Source organism: Vibrio sp. YIC-376 (genome assembly GCF_052353105.1).
Taxonomy (GTDB): domain Bacteria; phylum Pseudomonadota; class Gammaproteobacteria; order Enterobacterales; family Vibrionaceae; genus Vibrio.
Map to the genome: position 1 here is coordinate 65,647 of NZ_JBBWFK010000012.1, position 22,955 is coordinate 88,601.

The 22,955-nt window shown below is 45.0% G+C and carries 23 protein-coding genes; 2 read left to right on the plus strand and 21 right to left on the minus strand.

Annotated features, from left to right (window positions below):
* Positions 1-4: 4 nt before the first annotated feature.
* The 21 genes from mreD to WJM94_RS19590 all read right to left on the minus strand — a co-directional run bounded on the left by mreD (position 5) and on the right by WJM94_RS19590 (position 20,881).
* Positions 5-493 (minus strand): rod shape-determining protein MreD, encoded by a 489-nt coding sequence (gene mreD / locus WJM94_RS19490; protein WP_444495855.1) that lies wholly within the window; start codon positions 491-493, stop codon positions 5-7.
* Positions 483-1,382 carry a rod shape-determining protein MreC gene (gene mreC, locus WJM94_RS19495; RefSeq protein WP_444495856.1) on the minus strand — a complete coding sequence of 300 codons (900 nt, stop codon included), beginning with the start codon at positions 1,380-1,382 and terminating at the stop codon, positions 483-485. Before mreC ends, mreD begins: the two co-directional genes overlap by 11 nt.
* A gap of 147 nt (positions 1,383-1,529) precedes the next feature.
* Entirely contained in the window at positions 1,530-2,573 is a 1,044-nt protein-coding gene (locus tag WJM94_RS19500; RefSeq protein WP_014233099.1) for a rod shape-determining protein, read from the minus strand.
* 152 nt (positions 2,574-2,725) lie between these two features.
* Positions 2,726-5,335 (minus strand): DUF6701 domain-containing protein, encoded by a 2,610-nt coding sequence (locus WJM94_RS19505; RefSeq protein WP_444495857.1) that lies wholly within the window; start codon positions 5,333-5,335, stop codon positions 2,726-2,728.
* Positions 5,328-5,762 (minus strand): MSHA biogenesis protein MshP, encoded by a 435-nt coding sequence (locus WJM94_RS19510; protein WP_444495858.1) that lies wholly within the window; start codon positions 5,760-5,762, stop codon positions 5,328-5,330. Before WJM94_RS19510 ends, WJM94_RS19505 begins: the two co-directional genes overlap by 8 nt.
* The gene (locus tag WJM94_RS19515; protein WP_444495859.1) at positions 5,752-6,465 is read right to left on the minus strand and encodes a PilW family protein; all 714 of its coding nucleotides are present in this window, start codon (positions 6,463-6,465) and stop codon (positions 5,752-5,754) included. Before WJM94_RS19515 ends, WJM94_RS19510 begins: the two co-directional genes overlap by 11 nt.
* The gene (locus tag WJM94_RS19520; protein ID WP_444495860.1) at positions 6,465-7,031 is read right to left on the minus strand and encodes a type IV pilus modification PilV family protein; all 567 of its coding nucleotides are present in this window, start codon (positions 7,029-7,031) and stop codon (positions 6,465-6,467) included. Before WJM94_RS19520 ends, WJM94_RS19515 begins: the two co-directional genes overlap by 1 nt.
* On the minus strand, positions 7,028-7,522 hold the full coding sequence (locus WJM94_RS19525) for a type II secretion system protein (protein WP_444495861.1): 495 nt from the start codon (positions 7,520-7,522) through the stop codon (positions 7,028-7,030). The genes WJM94_RS19520 and WJM94_RS19525 overlap by 4 nt, the downstream gene beginning before the upstream one ends.
* Positions 7,523-7,630: 108 nt before the next feature.
* Positions 7,631-7,864 carry a type II secretion system protein gene (locus tag WJM94_RS19530; protein ID WP_444495862.1) on the minus strand — a complete coding sequence of 78 codons (234 nt, stop codon included), beginning with the start codon at positions 7,862-7,864 and terminating at the stop codon, positions 7,631-7,633.
* Positions 7,865-7,938: 74 nt separating this feature from the next.
* The gene (locus WJM94_RS19535; protein ID WP_444495863.1) at positions 7,939-8,388 is read right to left on the minus strand and encodes a type II secretion system protein; all 450 of its coding nucleotides are present in this window, start codon (positions 8,386-8,388) and stop codon (positions 7,939-7,941) included.
* Between the two features lie 246 nt (positions 8,389-8,634).
* A complete protein-coding gene (locus tag WJM94_RS19540) occupies positions 8,635-9,093 on the minus strand; it encodes an MSHA biogenesis protein MshF (protein WP_444495864.1) in 459 nt (152 codons plus the stop codon).
* A gap of 3 nt (positions 9,094-9,096) precedes the next feature.
* The gene (locus WJM94_RS19545) at positions 9,097-10,320 is read right to left on the minus strand and encodes a type II secretion system F family protein (protein ID WP_444495865.1); all 1,224 of its coding nucleotides are present in this window, start codon (positions 10,318-10,320) and stop codon (positions 9,097-9,099) included.
* Positions 10,321-10,328: 8 nt separating this feature from the next.
* Positions 10,329-12,053, minus strand: coding sequence for a GspE/PulE family protein (locus WJM94_RS19550; RefSeq protein WP_444495866.1), 1,725 nt, complete (start codon positions 12,051-12,053; stop codon positions 10,329-10,331).
* A complete protein-coding gene (locus WJM94_RS19555) occupies positions 12,050-13,129 on the minus strand; it encodes a tetratricopeptide repeat protein (protein WP_444495867.1) in 1,080 nt (359 codons plus the stop codon). Before WJM94_RS19555 ends, WJM94_RS19550 begins: the two co-directional genes overlap by 4 nt.
* A complete protein-coding gene (locus WJM94_RS19560; RefSeq protein WP_444495868.1) occupies positions 13,126-13,971 on the minus strand; it encodes an ExeA family protein in 846 nt (281 codons plus the stop codon). Before WJM94_RS19560 ends, WJM94_RS19555 begins: the two co-directional genes overlap by 4 nt.
* A gap of 44 nt (positions 13,972-14,015) precedes the next feature.
* A complete protein-coding gene (gene mshL / locus WJM94_RS19565) occupies positions 14,016-15,650 on the minus strand; it encodes a pilus (MSHA type) biogenesis protein MshL (RefSeq protein ID WP_444495869.1) in 1,635 nt (544 codons plus the stop codon).
* A 20-nt stretch (positions 15,651-15,670) separates the two neighbouring features.
* Positions 15,671-16,003, minus strand: coding sequence for an MSHA biogenesis protein MshK (locus tag WJM94_RS19570; RefSeq protein ID WP_444495870.1), 333 nt, complete (start codon positions 16,001-16,003; stop codon positions 15,671-15,673).
* A complete protein-coding gene (gene gspM / locus WJM94_RS19575; RefSeq protein ID WP_444495871.1) occupies positions 15,996-16,646 on the minus strand; it encodes a type II secretion system protein GspM in 651 nt (216 codons plus the stop codon). The genes WJM94_RS19570 and gspM overlap by 8 nt, the downstream gene beginning before the upstream one ends.
* Entirely contained in the window at positions 16,643-18,088 is a 1,446-nt protein-coding gene (locus WJM94_RS19580) for an MSHA biogenesis protein MshI (RefSeq protein WP_444495872.1), read from the minus strand. The genes gspM and WJM94_RS19580 overlap by 4 nt, the downstream gene beginning before the upstream one ends.
* 21 nt (positions 18,089-18,109) lie before the next feature.
* Positions 18,110-20,119, minus strand: a complete 2,010-nt coding sequence (gene csrD, locus WJM94_RS19585; RefSeq protein WP_444495873.1) for an RNase E specificity factor CsrD — start codon at positions 20,117-20,119, stop codon at positions 18,110-18,112.
* 240 nt (positions 20,120-20,359) lie between these two features.
* On the minus strand, positions 20,360-20,881 hold the full coding sequence (locus WJM94_RS19590) for a single-stranded DNA-binding protein (protein WP_444495874.1): 522 nt from the start codon (positions 20,879-20,881) through the stop codon (positions 20,360-20,362).
* 277 nt (positions 20,882-21,158) lie between these two features.
* Between WJM94_RS19590 and WJM94_RS19595 the strand changes: the two genes are divergently transcribed.
* Both WJM94_RS19595 and galU read left to right on the plus strand, forming a co-directional pair.
* Complete coding sequence (locus tag WJM94_RS19595; protein ID WP_444495875.1) at positions 21,159-21,803, plus strand: LuxR C-terminal-related transcriptional regulator; 645 nt, start codon at positions 21,159-21,161, stop codon at positions 21,801-21,803.
* Positions 21,804-21,971: 168 nt separating this feature from the next.
* On the plus strand, positions 21,972-22,844 hold the full coding sequence (gene galU / locus WJM94_RS19600) for a UTP--glucose-1-phosphate uridylyltransferase GalU (RefSeq protein WP_444495876.1): 873 nt from the start codon (positions 21,972-21,974) through the stop codon (positions 22,842-22,844).
* Positions 22,845-22,955: the final 111 nt, after the last annotated feature.

Genomic DNA, 22,955 nt, shown 5'->3' on the forward strand with positions numbered 1-22,955 from the left:
GCTATTACCTGACGTGCCAAGCTCGACGCACTCGTCGCATTAGTAAAAACATCCATGGCCAAAGTATACAGTTTATTGCCGCCGTCCACAGAGATAATGGATTAAATACTACGTCCTGGTTCAAATATTCTCCACAGAATACCAACAGTTCCAGAAGCACAGTAAAAAAGGCAATCAAAATCGACTGTTGCCATAACGCCATGTTTCGGATCAGCAAGAAATTCAGAGCGACCAAATAGATGACTATCGACATCATCATGCCACGAATTCCTAGCGTCGAACCGACCAAGATGTCCCACACCAAACCCAGAATTAAAGCGGTACCGACATTGACTCGGTTTGGTAACGCTAATACCCAGTAACAGGTCACCAAAAACAGCCATGACGGACGAAATAGTTCCAGCATTCCCGGCCAGGGAATAGTCTGTAATACCAGCGCAATAAAGAAACTAACACCAATAACCATTCGGCTACGAAATACATTACTGGTCATCAGTTACCTCTTGTTGTTCTTGCTCTACTTCTTCATCCACGGCGGATTGCAGTACTTTGTGCTGACGATCTTCATTCGGCCAGATAAGTAGCAGGTATCTCAGACGATCAAACTCAACCACAGGTTCGGCTTTGATTGAAGCAAATTCCTGACGAGTGTCGTGATCCACTTTCGTGACATTGGCTACCGGATAACCTTCTGGGTAAATACCACCAAGTCCCGACGTTACCAACAGATCGCCCACCTGAATATCGGTACTGGTTGGAATATGTTCCAGTTGGATTTCGTCTATTTCACCATTACCCGACGCAATAACCCGGATATCATTACGAATCACCTGAACCGGAATCGCATTCTTGGCGTCAGTCAGCAACAATACGCGAGCATTATGCGCGGCAACAAATGTTACCTGACCGACAATGCCTTTTTCGTTGATAACTGGCTGACCAACGTAAACACCATCGATCTGACCTTTATCAATCACCACTTGATGGCGATAAGGTGAAGTATCGACTGCCATAACTTCCGTCACGACCTTCTTTTCATCACGGACGAATGAGGAACCTAAGAGCTTACGTAAACGTTGGTTTTCTTCTTTATACTGGTCAAGCAAGATCAGCTCGCTTTTCAGGCGTAGCACTTCTCGCTTTAAATTACGGTTGCCTTCAACCAATGTCTGGCGTGTATTAAAACGCTCGAATACACCATCGAACATACTGCGTGGTAAGTTAGCCGCATACTGAATCGGCGCAACCATACTGTTCAATAAATATCGGACGTTGGAAAACGTATCCAGACGACTATCAGCCAGCATTAAGCTCGCCGATACGATGACAGCTAAAAACAGACGTAATTGCAGAGACGGGCCTCTGCCAAAGATCGGTTTCATCTTGTTTTTGACCTGATTGCTTCCATAGCTATTGAGCCTTAATTGGCAACCTAAAATCTTTCATCGAATAGTTTCAGGTATGGAGCATGTTTGAATTACAGAGAGCAGAAATGAAGGTGAAGCTCACTTTGAGCTCCACCTAAACTTTTATTCTTCAGAAAATAGATCGCCACCGTGCATGTCGATCATTTCTAGTGCTTTACCGCCACCACGAGCCACACAAGTTAGTGGATCTTCTGCGATAACAACCGGAATACCCGTTTCTTCCATTAGTAGACGATCTAGATCTTTTAGTAGTGCACCACCACCTGTCAGAACCATACCATTCTCAGAAATATCAGAAGCCAGTTCTGGTGGGCACTGCTCTAGTGCAACCATTACTGCTGATACGATGCCAGATAGCGGCTCTTGTAGCGCTTCTAGAATCTCGTTTGAGTTCAGGCTAAAGCTGCGAGGCACACCTTCTGCAAGGTTACGGCCGCGAACTTCAATCTCTAGAACTTCATCACCTGGGTAAGCTGAACCAATCTCGTGTTTGATCTTTTCTGCTGTTGCTTCACCAATTAAGCTACCGTAGTTACGACGCACATAATTGATAACGGCTTCATCAAAGCGGTCACCACCGATACGAACAGAAGAGGAGTAAACCACACCGTTTAGTGAGATAACCGCAACTTCAGTTGTACCACCACCGATATCGACCACCATTGAACCCGTCGGTTCAGAGACACGCAGACCTGCACCGATTGCTGCCGCCATCGGCTCATCGATTAGGTAAACTTCACGAGCGCCCGCACCTAGAGCAGATTCACGAATCGCACGGCGTTCAACTTGAGTAGAACCACAAGGAACACAAACCAGTACACGTGGGCTTGGTTTTAAAATGCTGTTGTCGTGCACTTGCTTAATGAAGTGTTGCAGCATTTTTTCAGTCACGTAGAAGTCAGCAATTACGCCGTCTTTCATCGGACGAATAGCTGAAATGTTACCTGGTGTACGACCAAGCATTTGCTTTGCTGCATGACCAACTGCTGCAACGCTTTTTGCAGAACCTACACGATCTTGACGAATAGCAACTACAGAAGGTTCATCAAGGACAATACCTTGCCCTTTTACGTAAATTAGAGTGTTGGCTGTACCTAAATCGATAGATAAATCGTTAGAAAACATGCCACGAAGTTTCTTAAACATACTCTTCGTTCATCCTGCAAAAATATTAAAGACAAAAATTGTCCTAAATGTACCAACGCCTAGCTTTCACAGCAAGGTATTGGTACACAAACATGAGTGGAAAGCCTCAATTTCTTGCAGTTTCCTAACTTAAGGTCAAAAAACGGAGTTTGTTAATGTCCGGTTAATCCCGGCTCACCACGATAAATCACGCGATCGTTACCACGATGAATTCCAAAGGTGACCACTGAAGATGGATTTTCTTCACTGCCATCATTATCCCAGTCATATTTGAGCCAAGGTAAGCCATTTGCTGAATCCTCTAAGTCTAGCCAAACGCGAGTTTGTTGACGATACGCTTCTGCTTGCGTTGCAGTGACAGCACGAGAAGTGCCTGACACCACTTCACCACCAGCACCCAAAGTTACCGATTTTGGTGTAGCACCTTCACCAATTGGCCAGATATGTTGTTCCGCTGCGGTTACACCTTTCACTACCGTTTGGTTGTCATTGGCGTTCACAACAAATCGGCTACCATTCCAATATTCAACACGTAGAGGGACGCGTAAGGTTTCGCCTTGACGTCCACCTACATCATCAAGGTCAACACGACCAAAGCGAATGTCTGGTTGGATATTCAACACACCGTCATTTCCATCAACCAATACAGGATCAGCATTATCCGAGGAACTATAAATTGAAATATCGGTATCAACACCACTTTCATACTGATTCAGAGGACCATCAGGCTCATAAGTTGACGTATTTTTAGTCATCATCAGTCCATCACTCGCCGAACCAGTAAATCGACCAATACTCCTATTATCAACGTCTGTTAGCTGATGGTTTTGCCACTCGCCAGTATAGCTGCGTAGTGAACTGAACCTGGCTGCGTAACTGCTAGTATCAATCAGATTGAACTCCGCTTTCAGTGATTCATCAAACGACTTGTAATTGCTAACCCTCTCTTTGCTGGCATTTAAAGCTTCAACATAAAAGACTTCAGCACCAAAAGGCTGTCCCATATACGTAAAGCCCTGTCCAGTTGGGTATGCCCATTCGTTAGTGTTTATATCATCTGCATAAACACGGAAGTATTTAGGATAAAAGCGACCAATAGTACGTTCCCCACTAACGCCCTTCTCACCATCCACCTCAATTGATGAGTAAAAGACACCTTTTTCTGTTGCGCTTAGCTGAATACTGCCAACTTCATCATATGATAAGCCGGAGAAAATATACCCGCTATTCTCTTTATCAGATTCACTCACTTGACGCGTTAGCAATCCAGTTAAGTTACCCAAAACAGCATCTTGCGGTGTATCGAGACTATGCGACAGGTCAACGGCAGCTTCAGATAAAAAGTAGTTCTGTGTTAACTGCTCTGAAGTAGCACATTCACTACTGTTGAATATCAATGGCGCGACACGTACTGAGAAAGACTCTCCGGCTGCCACATATGCGTTTCCATCTTGACTTGTACCATCAGCGATTGCAGCTTTTCCACTTGAGTCGCGAGGACAAAGAGCGAATTTCCACGGGCGAGATTTCACACTGAACTCACCTTTTAAGACTCCACCATCAATAGGGCAATCAAGGTTTTCCCCCTCTTGCTCATAGGCACGACAGTCAAAATTAGCGTCTTCAACAGTCACCTTCGTTTGGCCTACATCCCGCCAAGTCACCGTTGCATCAGCATCACCATTTGTAAATTGCAGATCGGATACATTAAAGTCATAGAGCGAACCAGTACTAGGTTTTTCTAGCTCATAATTATTCGAACTCATTGCTAAGGACGAATTATAGTTCTTTACAACGGTCGTTTGATCACCATAGCAAGAAAGAGCTTGTACGCTTACCGAGGCATCTTTGCCAGCAATCATCTCCACAACAGAAGGCGTGGCGTGCAATTTATAAGGAACAAACTCTACGCTACCACCGGAATAACTTTCGTAATCATAGGTAGCGCCAATAGAATATTCGCCAATATCTTGTACTGAGATGTAAAGCGTTTTTTGCCCATTAACTAGGTTAGTGCCTCCAATGCCACAATTATCTCCTGTTTCTCCAGAACACCATGATGTCCCATTGCTAGGGGATACTAACGGCTTAAAGGAAGCATCAGTATCGACAAGCTGATTTTGTTCATTCACCAATTTAAAATCGACCGGAATACGCTCACACGTCAGGCCATACTTCCATTGCGGTTCAACAATAAACGTCCCCTCATCACTAACAGGAGGTAGTGGTGGTTCCGGAGGTTCTATAGTGCCAGAACATTCCAAAGGAAGATTCTCTTCGCCATAAATATATAGCTGTGGTTTATCTAACCCTGTAAGATCAGCATCGCGAGCTATTATAAATTTCCATTGGTTATTGACATAAAAATAATAGCTCAACACCCCTTTCTTGTTGTCCCCATGACTTGGATCTTCAGCTTCATATGTCAACCAAATATAATACGTTTTCTCTGGATATAAGGCAGGGTCATCCACAGTTAATTTATCTGTATCTCGAATTACTGTAGATGAAATAACTGTAGGATCATCGTTAGTCCATAACACCACTGGTATAGACTTCTTACGTGGGTTTTCTCGATTTACATAAATCGTTTCACGAGGGTCATTACCGGGGATTGGAGCGTAAATAGAAAAGTCATAACGAGAGTTCAAACCTGACTTACACAACCCCGACGAATAACTGCCACTCGCTAACGCAACAGCAGGCATTAGCAGATTTAACAAAACTAAAACTTTAACAAACTTCTTAAAATAGTTAGTCACGAACCCAAACCTCTTGCTGGCGCTGAACTTGTGATATGCCAGAGCCACAAATTGCTGTAGCTTGCACCTTGAATAGAGAGTGAGCTTCTGAGGTACCTTGATTAAGGGTACCAATTCGCGAACAAGTCATAGCATTAAGTCGACAGCTTGTCCCTTCTAAAATATTGGGAACCGCCCCACTCACCTCGTTAGCACATAGTGCCGCAACGTCCGGCACTGGTGTGTTTAATGGGTACAACTGCGTCAATGCCCATTCATTTGCAGACTGAGCAATAAACCACGCTTTCGTCCCTAGAAATTCTCGCGTTAGTCCACTTTGGTTCGACCAGCTAACTCGCATAAGAGAAGCGGCTAAATATCCCATCACGATGATGACGAACAGCACAACGATCAGTACATTTCCTCGAACGTTTCTTTTATGGGACATTGAGCACCTGCACATCTTGTTGGTACACACTACGTTCTCCATCCTGCAAAAACGCTAAGTTGATATGAACCAGACCACCGCGTTGTAACGTCGGCTCAAGGTAATGCATCCTGCTTGCTGAAGTATCGATATTCTCGGCCACAGTGATGCCATTACGAGTCACTTGATTGCTGTCGAAACAATACCGAACCGCAGAGTTGTCCTGAAAAATATAATGGCGGCTGGAGATAGAAGTTCCTCCAATCGAACTTGCAGCCCCGCTTACGACAAACCTGCCCTCACTTTTCGTTATGCCACTTACGTCAAGGCTTTGTAGTGAAGACGCGCTTAAGTCCTCATAACGGCTTGGATTGATGACCATTCTACGATTTTGGGGAATTTCGCTTCTGCTAGAATCCTTACCTAGCAAAAACTCCAAATAATCACCTGTCAGCGTATAAAAACCAGAGAATTCTATTGGTACAAACTCTAAGCAACTTGAGGCCCCCACGGGAACGTGAAAACTATTTGGTACCGCATGGCGAATTTCACGCGTCATTTTCTCTAATACAAATTGAGCTTGTGTCTGAATACGCTGGCGGTCGATAGTATCCGCATAGCCTTTCATTCCGAGCTGAATATAACTGGCAATACCAAGCATGATGATGCTGCCAATGACCACCGTAACGACCATCTCTATCAAGGTGAAACCGCGAGATTTCATCAGTAGTTCCCCCTAATAGCAGTCAAGGTAAGGGGCTGAATTGTTCCCGCAAAAATAGTGAGCGTCACTTTCTTATAATTGGTTGTGCCAGTTGGTCGAATCCCTGAAAGGTCATCATAAATAACATCAACTTCTACACGGAAGTTCTTGTATTGTTCTCGGCTATCAGAACCCAGTACGTCTTGGAGATTGCCTTTTACAGTCCCTGTACATTGAGCTGCTGTGCTCGGAGTACTCCAACAGCCGATGTAATCATCCACATCATTAAAGTCAGCAGGTACCGACTCGTCGCTATCAGCGCCGAGAAAATCAGGGTCAGTACAACTCACCGAATCCTCGCCGCAGCGAATGAATCCACCATCAAAATCACTCCATTGATCAAAGCTACGTGCAAGAATTTGCGACATAAAACTTTGCGCCAACGCTGCTGTGCGTGTTTGGTAATGAGGAATAGCTGAATCCCGGATTTGAGGAACAAGAAAAGAGGTAAATGCCACCATCGCTATGCCCATTAAAACAATCGCAATGATCATTTCAATGAGTGTCATGCCACGAACACTTCTCATGAACATGCCCCTTTAGAAACGTAACCCTGGCTATTTATTTCTACCGCGCATCGACTGCGACCGCTTTTATCTTCAATCAGAAGATAAACACCGCCACTTGCGGAATCCATTGGATTGCCTAACAAGTTGAAATTGATAGGGTTACTAACGCCATTCGTAATGGAAAATTTGGCAGACTGATCTAAAACGATATCGCTTCGGGTATCTCGTTGATTACCACTTAACGCACAAGCAGCAACAGAGCCAATGCATGTATCTGAAACCTGCAAACGAAAGTCATCACCTAAGCTCGATTCATCAATATTCGACTGCATACGGTTAACCTGTACCTGACGAATAACAGAAATGACTTGTTCCTGAAGCGCGAATGCAGAGAAACTGCCCTTGCCAATAAAACGGCTAGCGGCGAAAAGAGAAAGAATGGAGAGGAGAACGATCACTAAGATCAATTCCATCAAAGTAAACCCTAATGCAGAGCTGCGAATTTTCATTACCCAACCTTAGGTTTCATACAAACTAAACTATACGATAAGCAGAGAAGAATGGTCGATTGATACAGTGTTGAATCCGGCATAGCCACTTAAGCAAATCACGACCGGTTAATCACTGTCACGCTTTGAACGCCCAAGCTCTTGTTCAATCCGATCATAGGTCTCTTTATTACTCAGTGTTTCAGAAACCTGCTCCGCTTGTTGTTTGGTTTCTTCCCACTTGGTTTGGTAAGTCTCGGGTTCGAAGCTGATAAATCTTGGTAATACCACATAGCCGATCACACCTAAGATAATCAGTACAACCATAAACTCAATTGCACTAAGACCTGATGTTTTACGCATATAAAGCATTCCGGGATTCATCAAAGTGAAGAGATAAAGGCCAGACTAACTGGCCTTTCATTATAATCTCTGAACTAGAAGTTAGTTCCACAACCTTCGATAACTTCTGCTACTGCAGGAACATTTGCTCCTGTAGACGGAGTGTAGGAAACACAACGTTGGTTGTAACCATCATAACCAAACAAAATTGCCGCACCACTTTCCGCGTTTTCCCAGTCAGTTTCTAAACCATCAACAACTGCTTCTAGAGCAGCAAGGTCTGCTGGATAGCCGAAGTCGACATTAATAGTAGTATTACCTGCACTAATAGTTTGATTCTCTAGAGACTCGACGCCATCAATTGCAGCTTTACCATACGCAATACCTGCTGCACCTGTAATTGCACCTTTTAGGCCGTCAAGTGCAGAATTACGTGCATCATCTTGCAGGTTAAGAAAACGTGGAGCTGCCGTTACCGCTAGAATACCCAGAATTACGATAACCACGACTAGTTCGATAAGGGTAAAACCACCTTGTCTTTTCATTTTTTACTCTCTCTGTGTGTAAGCATGCAGTGAAACTGCAACGTATCAATTCGTTCACCCAATCATTTTGGATGCAATGAAAACTGTTTTTCCGTCTTGGAAGATTGACGATTCGTCATGTTTTAGTTGTAGATTTAATGCGCCAAATATGTCTTGGTTTACTTTTAATTACAACCATTTACTTATGAAGATACTGGTATTATACCGACTTTTATTTCCATGTGTAGTACTAAAGTGTCAAAAATATCACTCCGTCATTAAATTGACATTAACTATCAAATGATTAGCATCTGAAGTAATGGCGATCTTTTGACCACTTTTATAGCGATACTGGCAAACATAATGGTTACTTTTATTCATTCCGCTTACTTCTGATAGCTCACTGGCCATTATCTTATGTTGTGGGTAATGCACCGCCAGCCAATATGCACAATCTAATTTCCCTTGTTCAGTAAACGGAGATACCAATCCGTACTCCGTCATTCGGAGGCGAAAACCATCCATTTCCATGAAGCCAGGTTCACCTTGTACTAACCAAGCGTGACGGTAACGCTCAACACTGTCTAACATCCAGACCTTCGCCATTTTGGCACCTGTAGCCTGAGCTTCCTCGGTGACAGAGTGGGACTTAATCACCAGCCCCAGAAATAGAATGACGCCCAAACCACACAGAATCAGCCGTGCCCGGTTTTGATTTTCAACCACGCATTAGCCGCCTTTGATGATGTCCAGCATTCCCCACATTGGCAGGAAAATACCTAAGGCAAGCACCATCACCATGCCTGCAACAATCACCAAAAGTAACGGTTCAATTCTCGCCGTCAGTGTTTTCAAATCGTAATCGACTTCACGGTCATAATAGTCTGACACTTCAAGCAAGAGCTCATCGATACGACCGGTCTCCTCCCCTACGGCAATCATCTGGATAACCAATGGGGTAAAGATCTTGCTGTTGATAGCCGTCACCGAAATCGTGCTGCCAGCTTCGATAGCGGATTTCATCTCCAGAATACGGTTTTCTAAATAACGGTTACCTAACGCTTCCCCAGCAAGAGACAGGGATTGGTTAAGAGGCACACCAGACTTAAGCATGAGAGCGAAAGTTCGCGAGAAACGTGATAACTGAGCGCGATTGACAATGCCGCCAACGATAGGCAATCGTAAACGGAAGCGGTCAAAAGCCTCCCGTCCATCCGCCGTCGCGATCCAGGCCTTGAAGACAATAAATGCTCCGATCATCAGAACAATCAGTAACATCCAGGAATTGACGAAAAAGTTGGAGGTTGCAATCAAGACGCGTGTTGGCAGAGGCAGATCAACCCCAAACCGAGTGAACATTGAGGCAAACTCAGGAATCACCAGAATATTTAAAATAAACATAGCGATAGTAATAAAGACAATCACAAAGGTTGGATAGCGCATCGCGGCTTTGATTCGCTTGCGGGTTTCCAGCTCCTGCTCATAGTAGTTTGCCAGTTGCAGTAACGCCTGATCCAGTCGACCGGTATTCTCACCGACATTGATCATTGAAACAAACAGTGGACTAAAGACTTTACTGTGTTGCTGCATGGCTGATGACAGGCTTCGCCCGTTACTCAGTTCAGAGACCACATCCTCTAATGCTTCTTTGAGCTGCTTGTTTTCACAGTTTTGCAGCAGGCCTCGCATAGAGCGCAACAATGGCACGCCAGCTTTGGTCAAACTGAACAATTGACGGGAGAAAAGAATGATCACTTCCAGAGGAATAGCCGGCACCAAAAGCTTAGATAAACTAAACTGGCTTTTTATCGCCTCTTTCTCCAGACGGATGTTTAGCGGGATCACCCCTTTGTTCATCAGTGCTTCAGCAGCAGATTCAGAATTGACTGCTTCTATTCTGCCACTGGTTGACGAGCCTTCAAGAGTACGACCTTGATAACGAAAAGTTGGCATTCACTTACCTACATGAAAATTGGAGCAGTTTTACCGGAAGCATCCCCTTCGCCAAGGGCCATGACTTCATCCAAACTTACGGTGCCTTGCAGCGCCAACTCCATTGCCGAAGCCAGCAATGGTTTATAATTTTCCGAGCGACGAGCTGCCTGAGCAAAACCTACTGCGTCATTGGAACGCAGCTTATCCATCATCTCGTGCTCTAATTCGAGCATTTCAAACACACCAATTCGGCCTCGATAACCAGTCAGGTTGCAGTTTTGACAACCACTTCCTTTATGGAACTTTACCCCGACTTGATTAGGGAAACGCCCCGCTAACCACTGCTGACGGGATTCATCCAAGATATCTTCGGTTTTGCAGTCCGGACAAACGCGGCGAACTAGGCGCTGAGCAACAACGGCTCGAACCGCACTGGCAACCAGATAACCCGGAGCGCCCATGTCAATCATGCGAAGCGCACTATCAATAGCATCATTGGTATGGAGTGTACTCAGTACCAAGTGGCCAGTCAGAGCAGCACGCAAACCGATCTCCACTGTTTCTTGGTCACGCATCTCACCAACCAGAATGATGTCAGGGTCCTGACGCAAGAACGTACGTAACACACGAGAAAATGTCAGGTCGATTCGGCTGTTGATCTGAACCTGTGTAATACGCGGTAAGCGGTACTCCACCGGGTCTTCTGCTGTGATGATTTTCTTACCAGGCTCATTGAGCTCGCTCAGAGCCCCATAAAGCGTAGTGGTTTTACCTGAACCTGTCGGCCCTGTTACCAGAATCATCCCATGCGGACGAGCAAGCTGACGACGCAAACGCGTTAGTAGATCAGCAGGCAAGCCCGACTCTTCCAGAGGACGTAAACCTGCAGACTGGTTAAGAAGGCGCATTACCACCGACTCACCATATTGAGTTGGCATGGTCGACATCCGGATATCAATCGACTGTCCGCGTACTTTGACATTAAAACGGCCATCTTGCGGCAAGCGCTTTTCGGAAATATCTAACTGCGCCATCAACTTCAAACGAAGCACCAATGCTGATGCGATGTTGACTTCGTTCAGCAGGGTTTCATGCAAGACACCATCAATTCGCTGACGCAAGCGCAGCACTTTGTCATCAGGCTCAATATGAATATCCGACGCGCCAACTTGCACCGCGTCTTCAAACATAGAGTTGACCAGTTTTACGACAGTCACTTCCTCACTGTCAGTTTCATCAATACCGTAGTCAAAACTCTGCACATCTTGATGCTCTGCTTGCAGTTGCTCAGCAAATGAAGCAATTTCTTTGGTACGGCGGTAGTAGCGATCGAAGCTGTCGATCAACTGACGCTCTGACGCAATGATAAACTCGAGGCTGTATTCACCCAGCAGATTCATCAGAGATTCCTGCGTAAACAAGTCAGCAGGGTCACTCATCGCAACACGCAGCGTGTCTACATTACGGGCAACTACCATCGCACGCAGACGACGAGCATGAACCTCGGGCAGAAGCTGAACGGCATCAGGGTCAACCGGAGCACGGCCAAGATCAATCAGAGGCAAGCTTAATTGCTGCGACAAGAAATTGAGCATCTGCTTCTCGGTGATGAAACCAAGATCAATCAGTGCATCACCCAGTTTCTGCCCCGTACTGCGCTGCGAATTTAAGGCTTGTTGAATTTGTTCTTCTGAAACTATGCCTTCTTCAACCAGAAGATCGCCTAAGCGTTTTCTCAACTTAATTTTCATTGCGCCTTCTCCAGTTGCTTAAGCACTGTCAATCGATCGCGAATAAATGCCTGTGATTGGTTCGAGATCCCCACTTTACCCAACGCTTTGTTATAAGAGTGGATCGCCGAAGTAAACTGCAGCGCTCTCTCCTGCTGGATACCTAAACCTAACCACCAGCGAGCGTTTTCCGGATCTTGCTGAATAAGCAATTGATAGCTTTCCAGCGCGATTTCATTCTGCTTCTGTTTTTGTGCCAGAGCTGCACGCATCGCCAAATAATCTCGACTTGGCGCTGGCGGTAAATGGACTAACGGGCTCAGCGCGGCTTCAGGTTGATTTGCTTTGACCAGTAACTTAGATAAAGCCAGTCGAAGCGCTTGATTGTTGGTATCTAAATTGATGCCTTCCTGAATAATTTCATACGCTTTACGCGTATCACCCTTGCCAAAATACAGTGCTGCCAGTTTTTGGCGTGTGTCAGCATTAGCTGGCTCATAACGCAATGCCTCACTATAAGCAGAAAGCGCCGTTTGCATATCATTGGCATCCAATGCTTTTTCTGCTCGTCCAAGAGCGGTAGTCGCCAGTTGATGGTGGGTCAGTTCAACTTGTTCAATACTCATCGAACTATCAGCGACTGAGTTTGAGTGTGCATTTGATACATTCGATATTCGAGCGACAAGAATCGGTTCTTCCACAACTGAACTGACTTCCGCTCGTGGTGTGAAAACATCGACTTGTGGAACTGATGTTTCTAACACCACTCTTTCTTCTACCGGCTGTTTTTGAGTCGGTTTTGTGTATACCTGACGGCTTGTCTCTGGCGTGAGTTTACTGGTCGGTGAATAGACTGCTGGCTCAAAACCGGCAGTTTGGGCTTGCTGACCAACACTTGATTGATATTGCGCCATTTCACTAGAAGGTTCAGGGCCGAGAGATAGCGCCCAGCCACCAACAGCCATACTTAGCGAAAAGCCAGCTACCAGCCAAAGCCACGGTTTACTGCGAGACACTTTCGGAATATCTGCTCTGGTTAATGCGGAAGGTGATGTTTTTTCTGCAATTTCTGATAATGCTTTATTGATGGCACTCAAGGTTGACTCCATCCCCAAAATACGGGTGTTTTAAATTTTGGTTTACGGGCATCGAACGTATCGTGCATGGCCTCATAAACATGGTGATTTTTCAGTAAGGTACAACGTTCATTAAACGCCGCTAACAGGGCTTTATGGCTAATTTGATTCATCAGCCTTGGGATACCCATCGCCGAACGCCAAATCGCTTTTTTCTGCTCTAATGAGAATATTTGCGCGCCATTTCCTGCTATATCCAAACGATTATTTATGTAGGCAACACCCTCGTCGATTGAGAGTGGACGTAACTCACAGCTGAACGTAATACGCTGGCGAAACTGTCTCAGTTCATGAGTTGCTAATCTTTCATCAAGCTCCGGCTGACCAAACAACACAAGCTGAATCAGTTTATCCTGCTTAGTTTCTAAGTTGCCGAACAAGCGCAGTGTTTCCAACGCTTGAGGAGAAAGAACCTGCGCTTCATCCACGATCAGTACCGTTTTCTTTCCCGAAGAATGAAGGCGAATTAAATGCTCTTGAATAAGTGAAACGATACGTAAAGGATCGTCATCATCTATTCCCAACTCGCGAGCGACCGCCAATTGTAACTGCTCACCATTCAGGACTGGATTCGGCAAATAAACCAATTCAACTTGTGATTCAATCTGTTCAATCAGTTTACGGCAGACCATGGTTTTTCCGGTGCCGACCTCACCAGTCACCTTAATCACCCCCTCTCCCATCTGCACAGCTGCCAAAATGGTTTGGATCGCCTCATAGTGAGGGATTAACCCCAAAAACATCTCTGTATTGGGGGTTAGGGAAAAAGGCTGAACTCGGAAGCCAAAATGCGATAAATACATACTAGAATTACAAACGCTCTGAAAAAATTAGCGGTTCACAGCGCCTATTGCGCATCAGGGAACCACTCCTGGAGCAAATCACGAGAGCGCTCAAGCTCTTTTTGCCAAGAGTTCACGCCAACCACAGTCGGTTTAAGCAAAATCACCAGCTCAGTTTTTTGCGTTACGTTGTTCACGTTACGGAATAAGTGGCCCAGCGCAGGAATATCACCGAAGAAAGGCACTTTAGAGACTTGCTCTGACTTTTGCTGTTTCATCAAACCGCCAATCACGACGACATCGCCGTCTTTCGCACGGATAACAGAATCAGACTCACGAATCGAGCTTTTCGCCAATGGCAACTGAATATCTTCGAAGTCACCACCGAGGTTGAGTAATTTGGTCTCTTCTTCGACTTCAATAACAGCAGGATGCACGTGCAGGAAGACGTTACCTTTATTATCAATTTGCGGCGTCACATCCAGTGAGATGCCTGAAAAAAACGGCGTTAACTCAACTTCAGGCACCGCATTGGAGTTGTCGCTGCTGCCGACACTGCTGGATAGCTCAGTCACAAAATATTGGTCAGTACCGACTTTAATCACTGACTTTTGGTTATTGGCTGCGGTAACTCGCGGACTCGATAGCACATTCAAATCGCCCTGAGTTGACATAAAACTCAGTACCGCATCGAAGTTACCATCAGAAATGGTGACGTTTGTCTGGCCACCAAGCAAGGTACTAATCGCATCCAGGGCAGGTAATGTAGATCCAGGGCGATCAACGATGATGCTACCTGAGTTGCCAATAGACGCTGATAAGTTAGACCAGTTAATGCCCTGCTGATAGCCGTCACTCAAGGTAACTTCCAGAATTTTTGCTTCAAGAATCACCTGGCGTTGCATGCGCTCTTGAGAAACGCCCAAAAACTCACGAACTTGACGGATATCATCAGGGAATGCACGTACCGTAATCACCCCCGCCTGAGGTGTGACAACAACACTTTGCCCCTTACCCGATCCAATCAGGTTCGCGACAGCTTGTTCCAGCATTGGCCAGAAATCACTTTCAGTAACCGTCTCAATACGAGTACCCCCTGTTGGATAGCTCGAATTGTCATTACTATTGTTGTCATTCGACGAATCAGAGCTGTCGGAGCTTCCGCCAGAATTAGACGTTCCCGCAGAGGTGACCGATCCTGTACTGATGCTGGTTAGAGAGCGGCCCGTACGCTTAAACTGAAGATAATCAACTGGAATAGTAACGGTACGCATGCCCGCAGGATACACCTGAATCACCTTGCCTGATTTCATCACATCGTAGCCATACATATTTTGTACAACATTGAGTACCTCATCTAACGTTACGTCAGACAAGTTCACGGTAATATTGCCTTGTACAGCGGGATGAATCGCAACACTGTATTCCGTGCCTTTAACAAGTGAAGCAAAGAAACTTCTCGCCTCAACCTCATTCGCCTGGATACGAAAACGCTTGGATGTTGCTTGCTCCGAGGAAGAACTCGGATCTAAACTCGGCATCAAATCCGCCTCTACGGAAGATGGAATATCCTCTAAAACACGGCTGTTCGATTGATTAATAGATTCATTTAGAACTTGTTTTACTTCAACTGGGTCACGATGACCCATTGAACATCCCATTAAAGAGGCAACAACGATCCCTACAACTAATTTGTGCATATCTGAATAGGCTCTGGTTATTATTTTTTTAGGTTTACATCAAAAAGCGCGAGGTCCCACTGACGGTTACCACGCTTTAAAGTGACAAATTCACTGTTGATGCCAGCGATACGATATCCATTAAATAGCTCACCCTTTTCGACAAGCTTATTGTTCATCACCGCATGACACTGTTCATTACTTACGCATACAATACTATTTATTGTAGGCAATTGATATTTAGTTACTTTCTTCTCTTTCGATACGTCTATTACAGGCTTCTGCCAATCAAGAGGAGCCGTTGGATCCTGACTGGCCCAAGAGGCTCCGGCACCAAACATAACGACAAGTGAGACAACGAGTTTCTTAACCACCGATAAACTCCTCACGAGAACCTAATGTATACACTTCCAGAACTAATTTAGCCTTAGGGTACTCTTCAACTTTGTAACTAAAACTACGCCAATAATAACTGGCTGGCAGGCTTTCTAACTTACTCAGGTAGTCCGCAATCGCAAAATAATCACCCGTTAACTCCATTCGCACAGGGTGCACGTAGTATCCTGAATATTGCGATGCATCTGTATCTTCCGTAACCGGCTCTGATGGCAATGTCTGCAAAGCAAGCAGATGGATACCACTTTGCTGCTCTAACACTTTTTCGAGCAGCCCTGTCATTTGTGAAGGCGTAATCAGATGTTCAATGATCTCAGATAACTGCACGGAAAGACGCTGGCTTTCGGCAAGCAGGTTTGATACCTCCAAGTCTATTTCCGCATTTGGATCTTTCTTCAACTGGGCCTGAATACGCAAGATATCTATTTCAGTTTGTTGGTTGTTTTGCTTTAAATTACTCAGCTGCTTTTCATGCCCGCTGATCTGATTGAGCTTAGGTTCAAGCACTAAGGTGAACAACAGCATCACCACGGTCACTAACCCACACAATGCGACCAGCACTTTTTCACGCACACTCATTTCACCAAAGCGCTCTTCTAGAGAAAGCCATAACTCGTTCATTTCTTATTATCCTCGCGGGCTTTCAATTCAAACGTCACAATGCCTTGATCGTTGCGAGCTATCCTCACATCATCAAAGGTTCGGCCAACCAGGCTGATTTCATTTTTAAACTGATTAACCCAGCTTGGCACTGAACTTGGCGTTTTAGCTAAACCTTGCAAGTCTAATGTATTGTGTCCAATCCGAATTTCAGACAAAGAGATCTCGTTACTACCTAATTTGGCCAGAGATCGCATCACACTAGAGTATCCAATGCGCTGAGAATCATCGTACTTACCTACCGCTTTTAATGAATCACGCTTGGCTTTTATTTCACGCTCCAGACGTGCTTTGGCGGCTAATTTGTTGGTGTCAGGCTGATATTTACGTAGCTTAACCTGATAGCGTTCTAACTCAGACTTCATGATACTGCCCTTGCTTTTCACAATGGCAATCTCATCTTCTAAGCCCTGGCTCTGCCAAGTAACATAACCATAAGACATCAGAATCGCAGCCGCTGACACCCCCCAACAAATGACGGTGTTTTTTAAGGTCAGTAACTCTTTTTTCGGCTTTAAGTAATCGGGATATAGATTGATTCTCAGAGCACTTGACGCTGCCGCAGTGTTGGCAAGTACATGCCCAGATAGCTCATGCTCTTCCGGTAATAATGCAGAAACTTTGGTGCTCAAACGGTAATTCAGAGACTGAACTAACTCTTGCTCATCTTCTTCATCACAACACACTTTCAGTTGATGCAGTTGTACATGGCGTAATTGTGAAGACAGATAGTCGATAGAACGTTGCAACTCCAGTGACAAGCTGTCCATTTGTAGCTCACTGGATGGAACTCCGGTGAGTGGAGATGCCACGCTACGAATCGAGCGATGGAATGCAATCGTACGTTCGACAAAAGCACTGATACGGAAATGACCTCGGACGCTTCGCTGCAACAATAGAAAGTTACCAAGCTCACCAGCAGTATGCTCCCAAACAGCGTCTTCAGGCACAATAGCATCTAACGGCAGTTGAGCACGACTCGCAAGCAGCACAATTTTATCAAGTATTTTTCTTGATAAAACATAAGCTTGAACTTTATTGGAATTTGGAAGCTCAACAGCATCTGCGATGATATCTATTGCACGCTCCGAGATAAGCTCTTTCAACAAAAATGGCAATGCCGCCTGCCATTCATGACGAGGCATGGATGGTTTGTCGATTTGGTACATCTGGTAATAGTTGTGAGACAGTACTACCGTCAGTGAATCATAAGCGCTTGCCGCTACACTTAATGCTTGCTCAACCGCACGCTCCCAATTTGATTCGGAAATTTCAAACTTAGATGGTCGGGTACTGTTAACTGTTGTGGATAAATAGACTGCATCTGGCTGAATAACCAAAAAGCAAGTGCGACCACTGCTTGGTGGTCGCATAAACTTGTCAAATACTGCTTTAACATTCATGAATATTATCTTTGTTTTATTTTATTTTTTCCGCCAGCGATTTCGTCTCCCCGGCTTAACTTGCGGTTCTGACTGAGTAACCTGCGTCATCTGAGGACGGGGAAGGTACTGTCGCTCGGCTGAGAAATAGCGCCCTTGACCGCCGTAAACACCCAATTCAAGCAGTGTGTTTAACTCATGCCTATTCTCAATGCCCACAGCTATAATTTGAGTTTTGCTGCTTGCTGCTGCGCCCATCATACTGCGGACAAACAGTTGGTTTTCATGTCGCTGGTCTATCTTTGTGACTAGGCTGCGGTGAAGCTTAAGGTAGCGAATATCCACCTCTTTTAAATAATGGCTGCTAACGATGGTGCGTCCAGCTTGCCCTATCATGAGCTGACACCCTAAACCGGTGAGCATTTTAGCGACTGGCCGCATAAAGTCTAAGTGTCTTACAAATTGTGCTTCCACAAACTCAAAAATGAGACACTTCCTTTGCTCACGGGTCAGTTGTAACAGCTCATAGCGTATCCACTTGAAATACTCCCGGCTAGAAAATGCGGGCACATGCAAGTTTAGAGCGTAACAAATGCTGTTATCAAAATGCTCCTTGTAATGTCTTAAGAATTTATTGATAACGGCTCTATCCATCTGGGCTTCATAACCAACCTGCCTAACAGAAGAGATAAACCGTGACGCTTTAACTATCCCGTTTTCTGGATCGCGAATCCTGCATGTCAACGCTTCGTATAGTGGTTGCTTATTCGATATATCACTAATTACACGCACAGGTTGTGCATATATCAGCACGTTGTCAGAGGTTAACACCGAATCAAATAAGGTACGCCACCTGACGCTGCCCCGAACCTCTTCATCGTGATTCCATTTCTTAAAACGGCTCCAATTGTTGTTGTTTTGCAGCTGGGCACTACGCAATGCGGTTTCCGCTTCATCAATAATCTGGCTATGCCTTTCGCCTTCTTTGAACATGGTGATACCGATATGGCACCAATTGTCTGGATCCAAAGGTTCTGGAGGCGAGAGTTTCTCCATCTGACGAATACATTGCGAGGCGAGGTTAGCCACACCTTTGGCATCTTGCTGAGGTAAAAACAGCGCAAAATCAGAATCGTAATAACGAGAAAAGACCACATCCGGATAGCGCTGAACCAGATTAGATAACAGGCTGCCAACTTCGACAATAAACTCATCAGCAACTTGCTTGTCCAGCTCCTCTTTAGCCAACTTCCAGTCATGAATACGTACAAGTAACACCGCTCCTCGCGCGCCACTTTCTAACAACGCGGACTCCAATTTGCTGTCAAATAGCACTCGGTTTGCCGTGCCGGTTAACTTGTCGAGGAATGTTTGAGTACGAATGAAGGTATCGAACCGGCTGCGCTCCTGACGCGCGTCCTGCAACTCTTCGATGAGCACATCAAGAGCTTCACTTGCAGTGTAAGGCCATTCAGATTCATCTCCCTTGGCGTACTGTTCAACGCGACCAGCCAATATCATACGGCCACGCTCTTCGAGCATTTCTGAACCAGCCAACTGCTCCTTCAGCCAAGCCACACCGCGCATTAAGCAAAAAATGATCAGGATAACGGCCAGCGTAATAGACCACAGCGCTTGCATGGAGTAGCTATAGCCCAGATAGGGAGGAATAGCTTTGAAATGGATAACGTAATCTTGATTGTGAGTAAGTTGATAATCTTTCTCAAACAAGACGGATTCTTCCATTTTGTGGGATGTATCTTTAAAGCGATATACGACCGCATTATTGGTCGTTAATGTCATTTCGACAATGTTGCTGGCCTGCAGCATCTTTGGCATCCAGCGCTGCATAGAGTATGCCGCATCAGGATCTTCCATCTCCTTATCGACAACTTCAACGATCCCTTCTAAATAATGGGTAAGGTATTCCTGCCCAAGTCGTTTAAAAGAAAGGGTTGCGCCGACAAACAAGATAAACATTGCGCATATGACGATCATGGTGACAAAGGCCACCAGCCGAGTGCTTAACTTAAGAGTTGGGGTATACCTCATGAATGCTGAATTCCTTTTCTATTCACTATATACCTTATTGAAATCTTTATACTTGAACAGTGTTTAAGAAACAATCCGATTAGTCAGATTGTGAGAAGCGCGAGTATGTCATCATTACTTTCACTACTAAAGTATTAGATATCGACCACAAATAAAGAAACTCGAGCTTTTTAAATCAAATTTAAGAACGAAAAAAGCCGCGATGTTCGCGGCCTTTTGGTGTCCATCATGCAATCAGGATTAGAACGGAATGTCGTCGTCAAAATCCATTGGTGGCTCATTGTACTGCTGCTGAGGAGCCTGTTGTTGCTTAGGTGCGCTGTATTGCGGCTGAGCAGGTTGCTGAGGCTGACCCCAACCGCCTTGCTGAGGCTGTTGTTGACCACCCATCGCAGGTGCACCGCCTTGAGCTCGACCACCTAGCATTTGCATTACGCCATTAAAGCCCTGAACGACAACCTCGGTAGTGTACTGATCCTGACCCTGCTGATTTTGCCATTTACGGGTTTGAAGCTGCCCTTCAATGTAAACCTGAGAACCTTTGCGCAGGTACTCACCAGCTACTTCAGCAAGCTTGCCAAACAGCACTACTCGGTGCCATTCAGTTTTTTCGCGCTGTTCGCCAGTCGCTTTATCACGCCATGAATCAGAGGTCGCAATAGTGATGTTTGCTACTGCACCGCCGTTCGGCATATAACGAATTTCAGGGTCGTTACCTAGATTCCCCACCAAAATAACTTTGTTAATTCCACGGCTGGCCATGATCTGCTCCGTTTCACTCTGGATATATAAAATTTTAGCGCACTAGAATAGCACGCTTTAATGATCTGATTAAAGTCTAATACCATTGTGTTCTATAAAGCCCCTGTCTAGAACACAAAATATCTATTCAACTTCCCTGTGTAGCAATTTTGATTCGTGTTGCAGACAAAATAGCGCTTCCTTTGAATCTGAACGCATTTATTCACCAAACATATAGCTCTAACACGCCTTTAATGCCAATTTACCGCATTCACTGAACATAGGGAGATTTGACCTAGTGAGAAAGTCAGCCTACACCCGCAAGCTATTTCTGATTAGCATGGAAGATAACGCAGCCCAGAAGGTAGCCGCGCTGGAAAAGTACATCGAGATGAGTATTCCCGTGATCTCAACGGATGCTTTAATGGAGGCCATGCCCGAACATCGCAATAAGATTCTAATTATTGATTTCATTGAACATAAGTCTCTTGTTCAATCCATTAAGAATTTACCCTTGGTGTGGAAAAACTTTGAGACCGTTATTTTTAACGTCCCTAAGCGCCTTACCACAGATGAGCTGCTCTCTTTCGGCCAACTCAAAGGCGTGTTTTATGCTGAGGATTCGCTAAAACAAGTTGGTGAAGGACTCAAAGGTATTATCAACGGACAAAACTGGTTGCCACGAAATGTGTCTAGCCAGCTTTTGCACTACTACCGTAATGTCATCAATACTCATACCGCTCCTGCCACCGTTGATCTTACCATTCGTGAACTGCAAGTGTTGCGCTGCCTTCAAAATGGAGCATCGAACAGCCAAATGGCAGAGGAGTTGTTTGTCAGCGAATTTACGATTAAGTCGCATCTGTACCAAATATTCAAAAAGCTTTCCGTGAAGAACCGCGTGCAAGCCATTGCGTGGGCCGATCAGAATTTGATGTCTTAATTCATCTGAACGTAATGCACCTCAAATGCCACTCCTTCCTAGTGGCTCAGCCTTTTTCTACCCTTCAGCTCACACTTTTTCCTACTTTAATCATGATTCATACATACCTCTCGTGTTAAAGTGATGTGCAAATTCTTGATGATACTGACGAGAAAGGAAATTCCTCCAATGATAAAAAAATGTCTGTTCCCTGCTGCGGGCTATGGTACGCGCTTCCTACCTGCGACCAAGTCAATGCCAAAAGAGATGATGCCAGTTGTGAATAAACCTTTGATTGAGTACGGCGTTGAAGAGGCAATTCAGGCCGGAATGAATGGCATGTGTATTGTGACGGGGCGTGGCAAACACTCAATCATGGATCACTTTGACAAGAACTACGAACTGGAACACCAAATCAGCGGCACTAACAAAGAAGAGCTCCTAATAGACATTCGTGAAATCATTGAATCAGCGAACTTTACTTACATTCGTCAACGAGAAATGAAAGGACTTGGACACGCTATTCTGACTGGCCGTGAACTGGTCGGTGACGAACCATTTGCAGTGGTTTTGGCTGACGACCTTTGTGTGAGTGAAGGCGACGGTGTGCTGGCTCAAATGGTCGCTCTGTTCAAGCAGTTCCGCTGTTCAATCGTGGCAGTACAAGAAGTCCCTGAAGAAGAAACCCATAAATACGGCGTGATTTCTGGCGAAATGATCAAGGACGACATCTACCGTGTTGATGACATGGTCGAAAAACCTGATCCAGGGACAGCACCAAGCAATCTAGCAATCATTGGTCGCTACATTCTTACTCCAGATATTTTTGAATTAATCGAAAACACAGAGCCGGGTAAAGGTGGCGAGATCCAAATTACCGACGCCTTGTTGAAGCAAGCAAAAGCTGGTTGCGTACTAGCGTACAAATTTAAAGGCAAACGTTTTGACTGCGGTAGCGTAGAAGGTTACATCGAAGCAACGAATTACTGTTTCGAAAACCTATACCTCAAAGATGAGAAAAAGTCTGCACTAAGTAAGCACGTGACTAAAAAAGAAGTATAAACTTTTCAAACTTATTGATTAGTCTTAACTATATAAAGCCCGGTCACAAGCCGGGCTTTTGCTTACTGTTTTTTTGTCCAGTATTTCTTTGCACATTTCTCACACTATGTA

Bases quoted from the DNA above. Each gene is read 5' to 3' on its own strand.
- WJM94_RS19530 (WP_444495862.1), bottom strand. From the start codon at position 7,864: ATGCGTAAAACATCAGGTCTTAGTGCAATTGAGTTTATGGTTGTACTG.
- mshL (WP_444495869.1), bottom strand. From the start codon at position 15,650: ATGCACAAATTAGTTGTAGGGATCGTTGTTGCCTCTTTAATGGGATGT.
- csrD (WP_444495873.1), bottom strand. From the start codon at position 20,119: ATGAGGTATACCCCAACTCTTAAGTTAAGCACTCGGCTGGTGGCCTTT.
- WJM94_RS19520 (WP_444495860.1), bottom strand. From the start codon at position 7,031: ATGAGAAGTGTTCGTGGCATGACACTCATTGAAATGATCATTGCGATT.
- WJM94_RS19545 (WP_444495865.1), bottom strand. From the start codon at position 10,320: ATGCCAACTTTTCGTTATCAAGGTCGTACTCTTGAAGGCTCGTCAACC.
- WJM94_RS19560 (WP_444495868.1), bottom strand. From the start codon at position 13,971: ATGTATTTATCGCATTTTGGCTTCCGAGTTCAGCCTTTTTCCCTAACC.
- mreC (WP_444495856.1), bottom strand. From the start codon at position 1,382: ATGAAACCGATCTTTGGCAGAGGCCCGTCTCTGCAATTACGTCTGTTT.
- WJM94_RS19580 (WP_444495872.1), bottom strand. From the start codon at position 18,088: ATGAATGTTAAAGCAGTATTTGACAAGTTTATGCGACCACCAAGCAGT.
- mreD (WP_444495855.1), bottom strand. From the start codon at position 493: ATGACCAGTAATGTATTTCGTAGCCGAATGGTTATTGGTGTTAGTTTC.
- WJM94_RS19590 (WP_444495874.1), bottom strand. From the start codon at position 20,881: ATGGCCAGCCGTGGAATTAACAAAGTTATTTTGGTGGGGAATCTAGGT.
- gspM (WP_444495871.1), bottom strand. From the start codon at position 16,646: ATGAACGAGTTATGGCTTTCTCTAGAAGAGCGCTTTGGTGAAATGAGT.
- WJM94_RS19525 (WP_444495861.1), bottom strand. From the start codon at position 7,522: ATGAAAATTCGCAGCTCTGCATTAGGGTTTACTTTGATGGAATTGATC.
- WJM94_RS19535 (WP_444495863.1), bottom strand. From the start codon at position 8,388: ATGAAAAGACAAGGTGGTTTTACCCTTATCGAACTAGTCGTGGTTATC.
- WJM94_RS19515 (WP_444495859.1), bottom strand. From the start codon at position 6,465: ATGAAATCTCGCGGTTTCACCTTGATAGAGATGGTCGTTACGGTGGTC.
- WJM94_RS19500 (WP_014233099.1), bottom strand. From the start codon at position 2,573: ATGTTTAAGAAACTTCGTGGCATGTTTTCTAACGATTTATCTATCGAT.
- WJM94_RS19510 (WP_444495858.1), bottom strand. From the start codon at position 5,762: ATGTCCCATAAAAGAAACGTTCGAGGAAATGTACTGATCGTTGTGCTG.
- WJM94_RS19550 (WP_444495866.1), bottom strand. From the start codon at position 12,053: ATGAAAATTAAGTTGAGAAAACGCTTAGGCGATCTTCTGGTTGAAGAA.
- galU (WP_444495876.1), top strand. From the start codon at position 21,972: ATGATAAAAAAATGTCTGTTCCCTGCTGCGGGCTATGGTACGCGCTTC.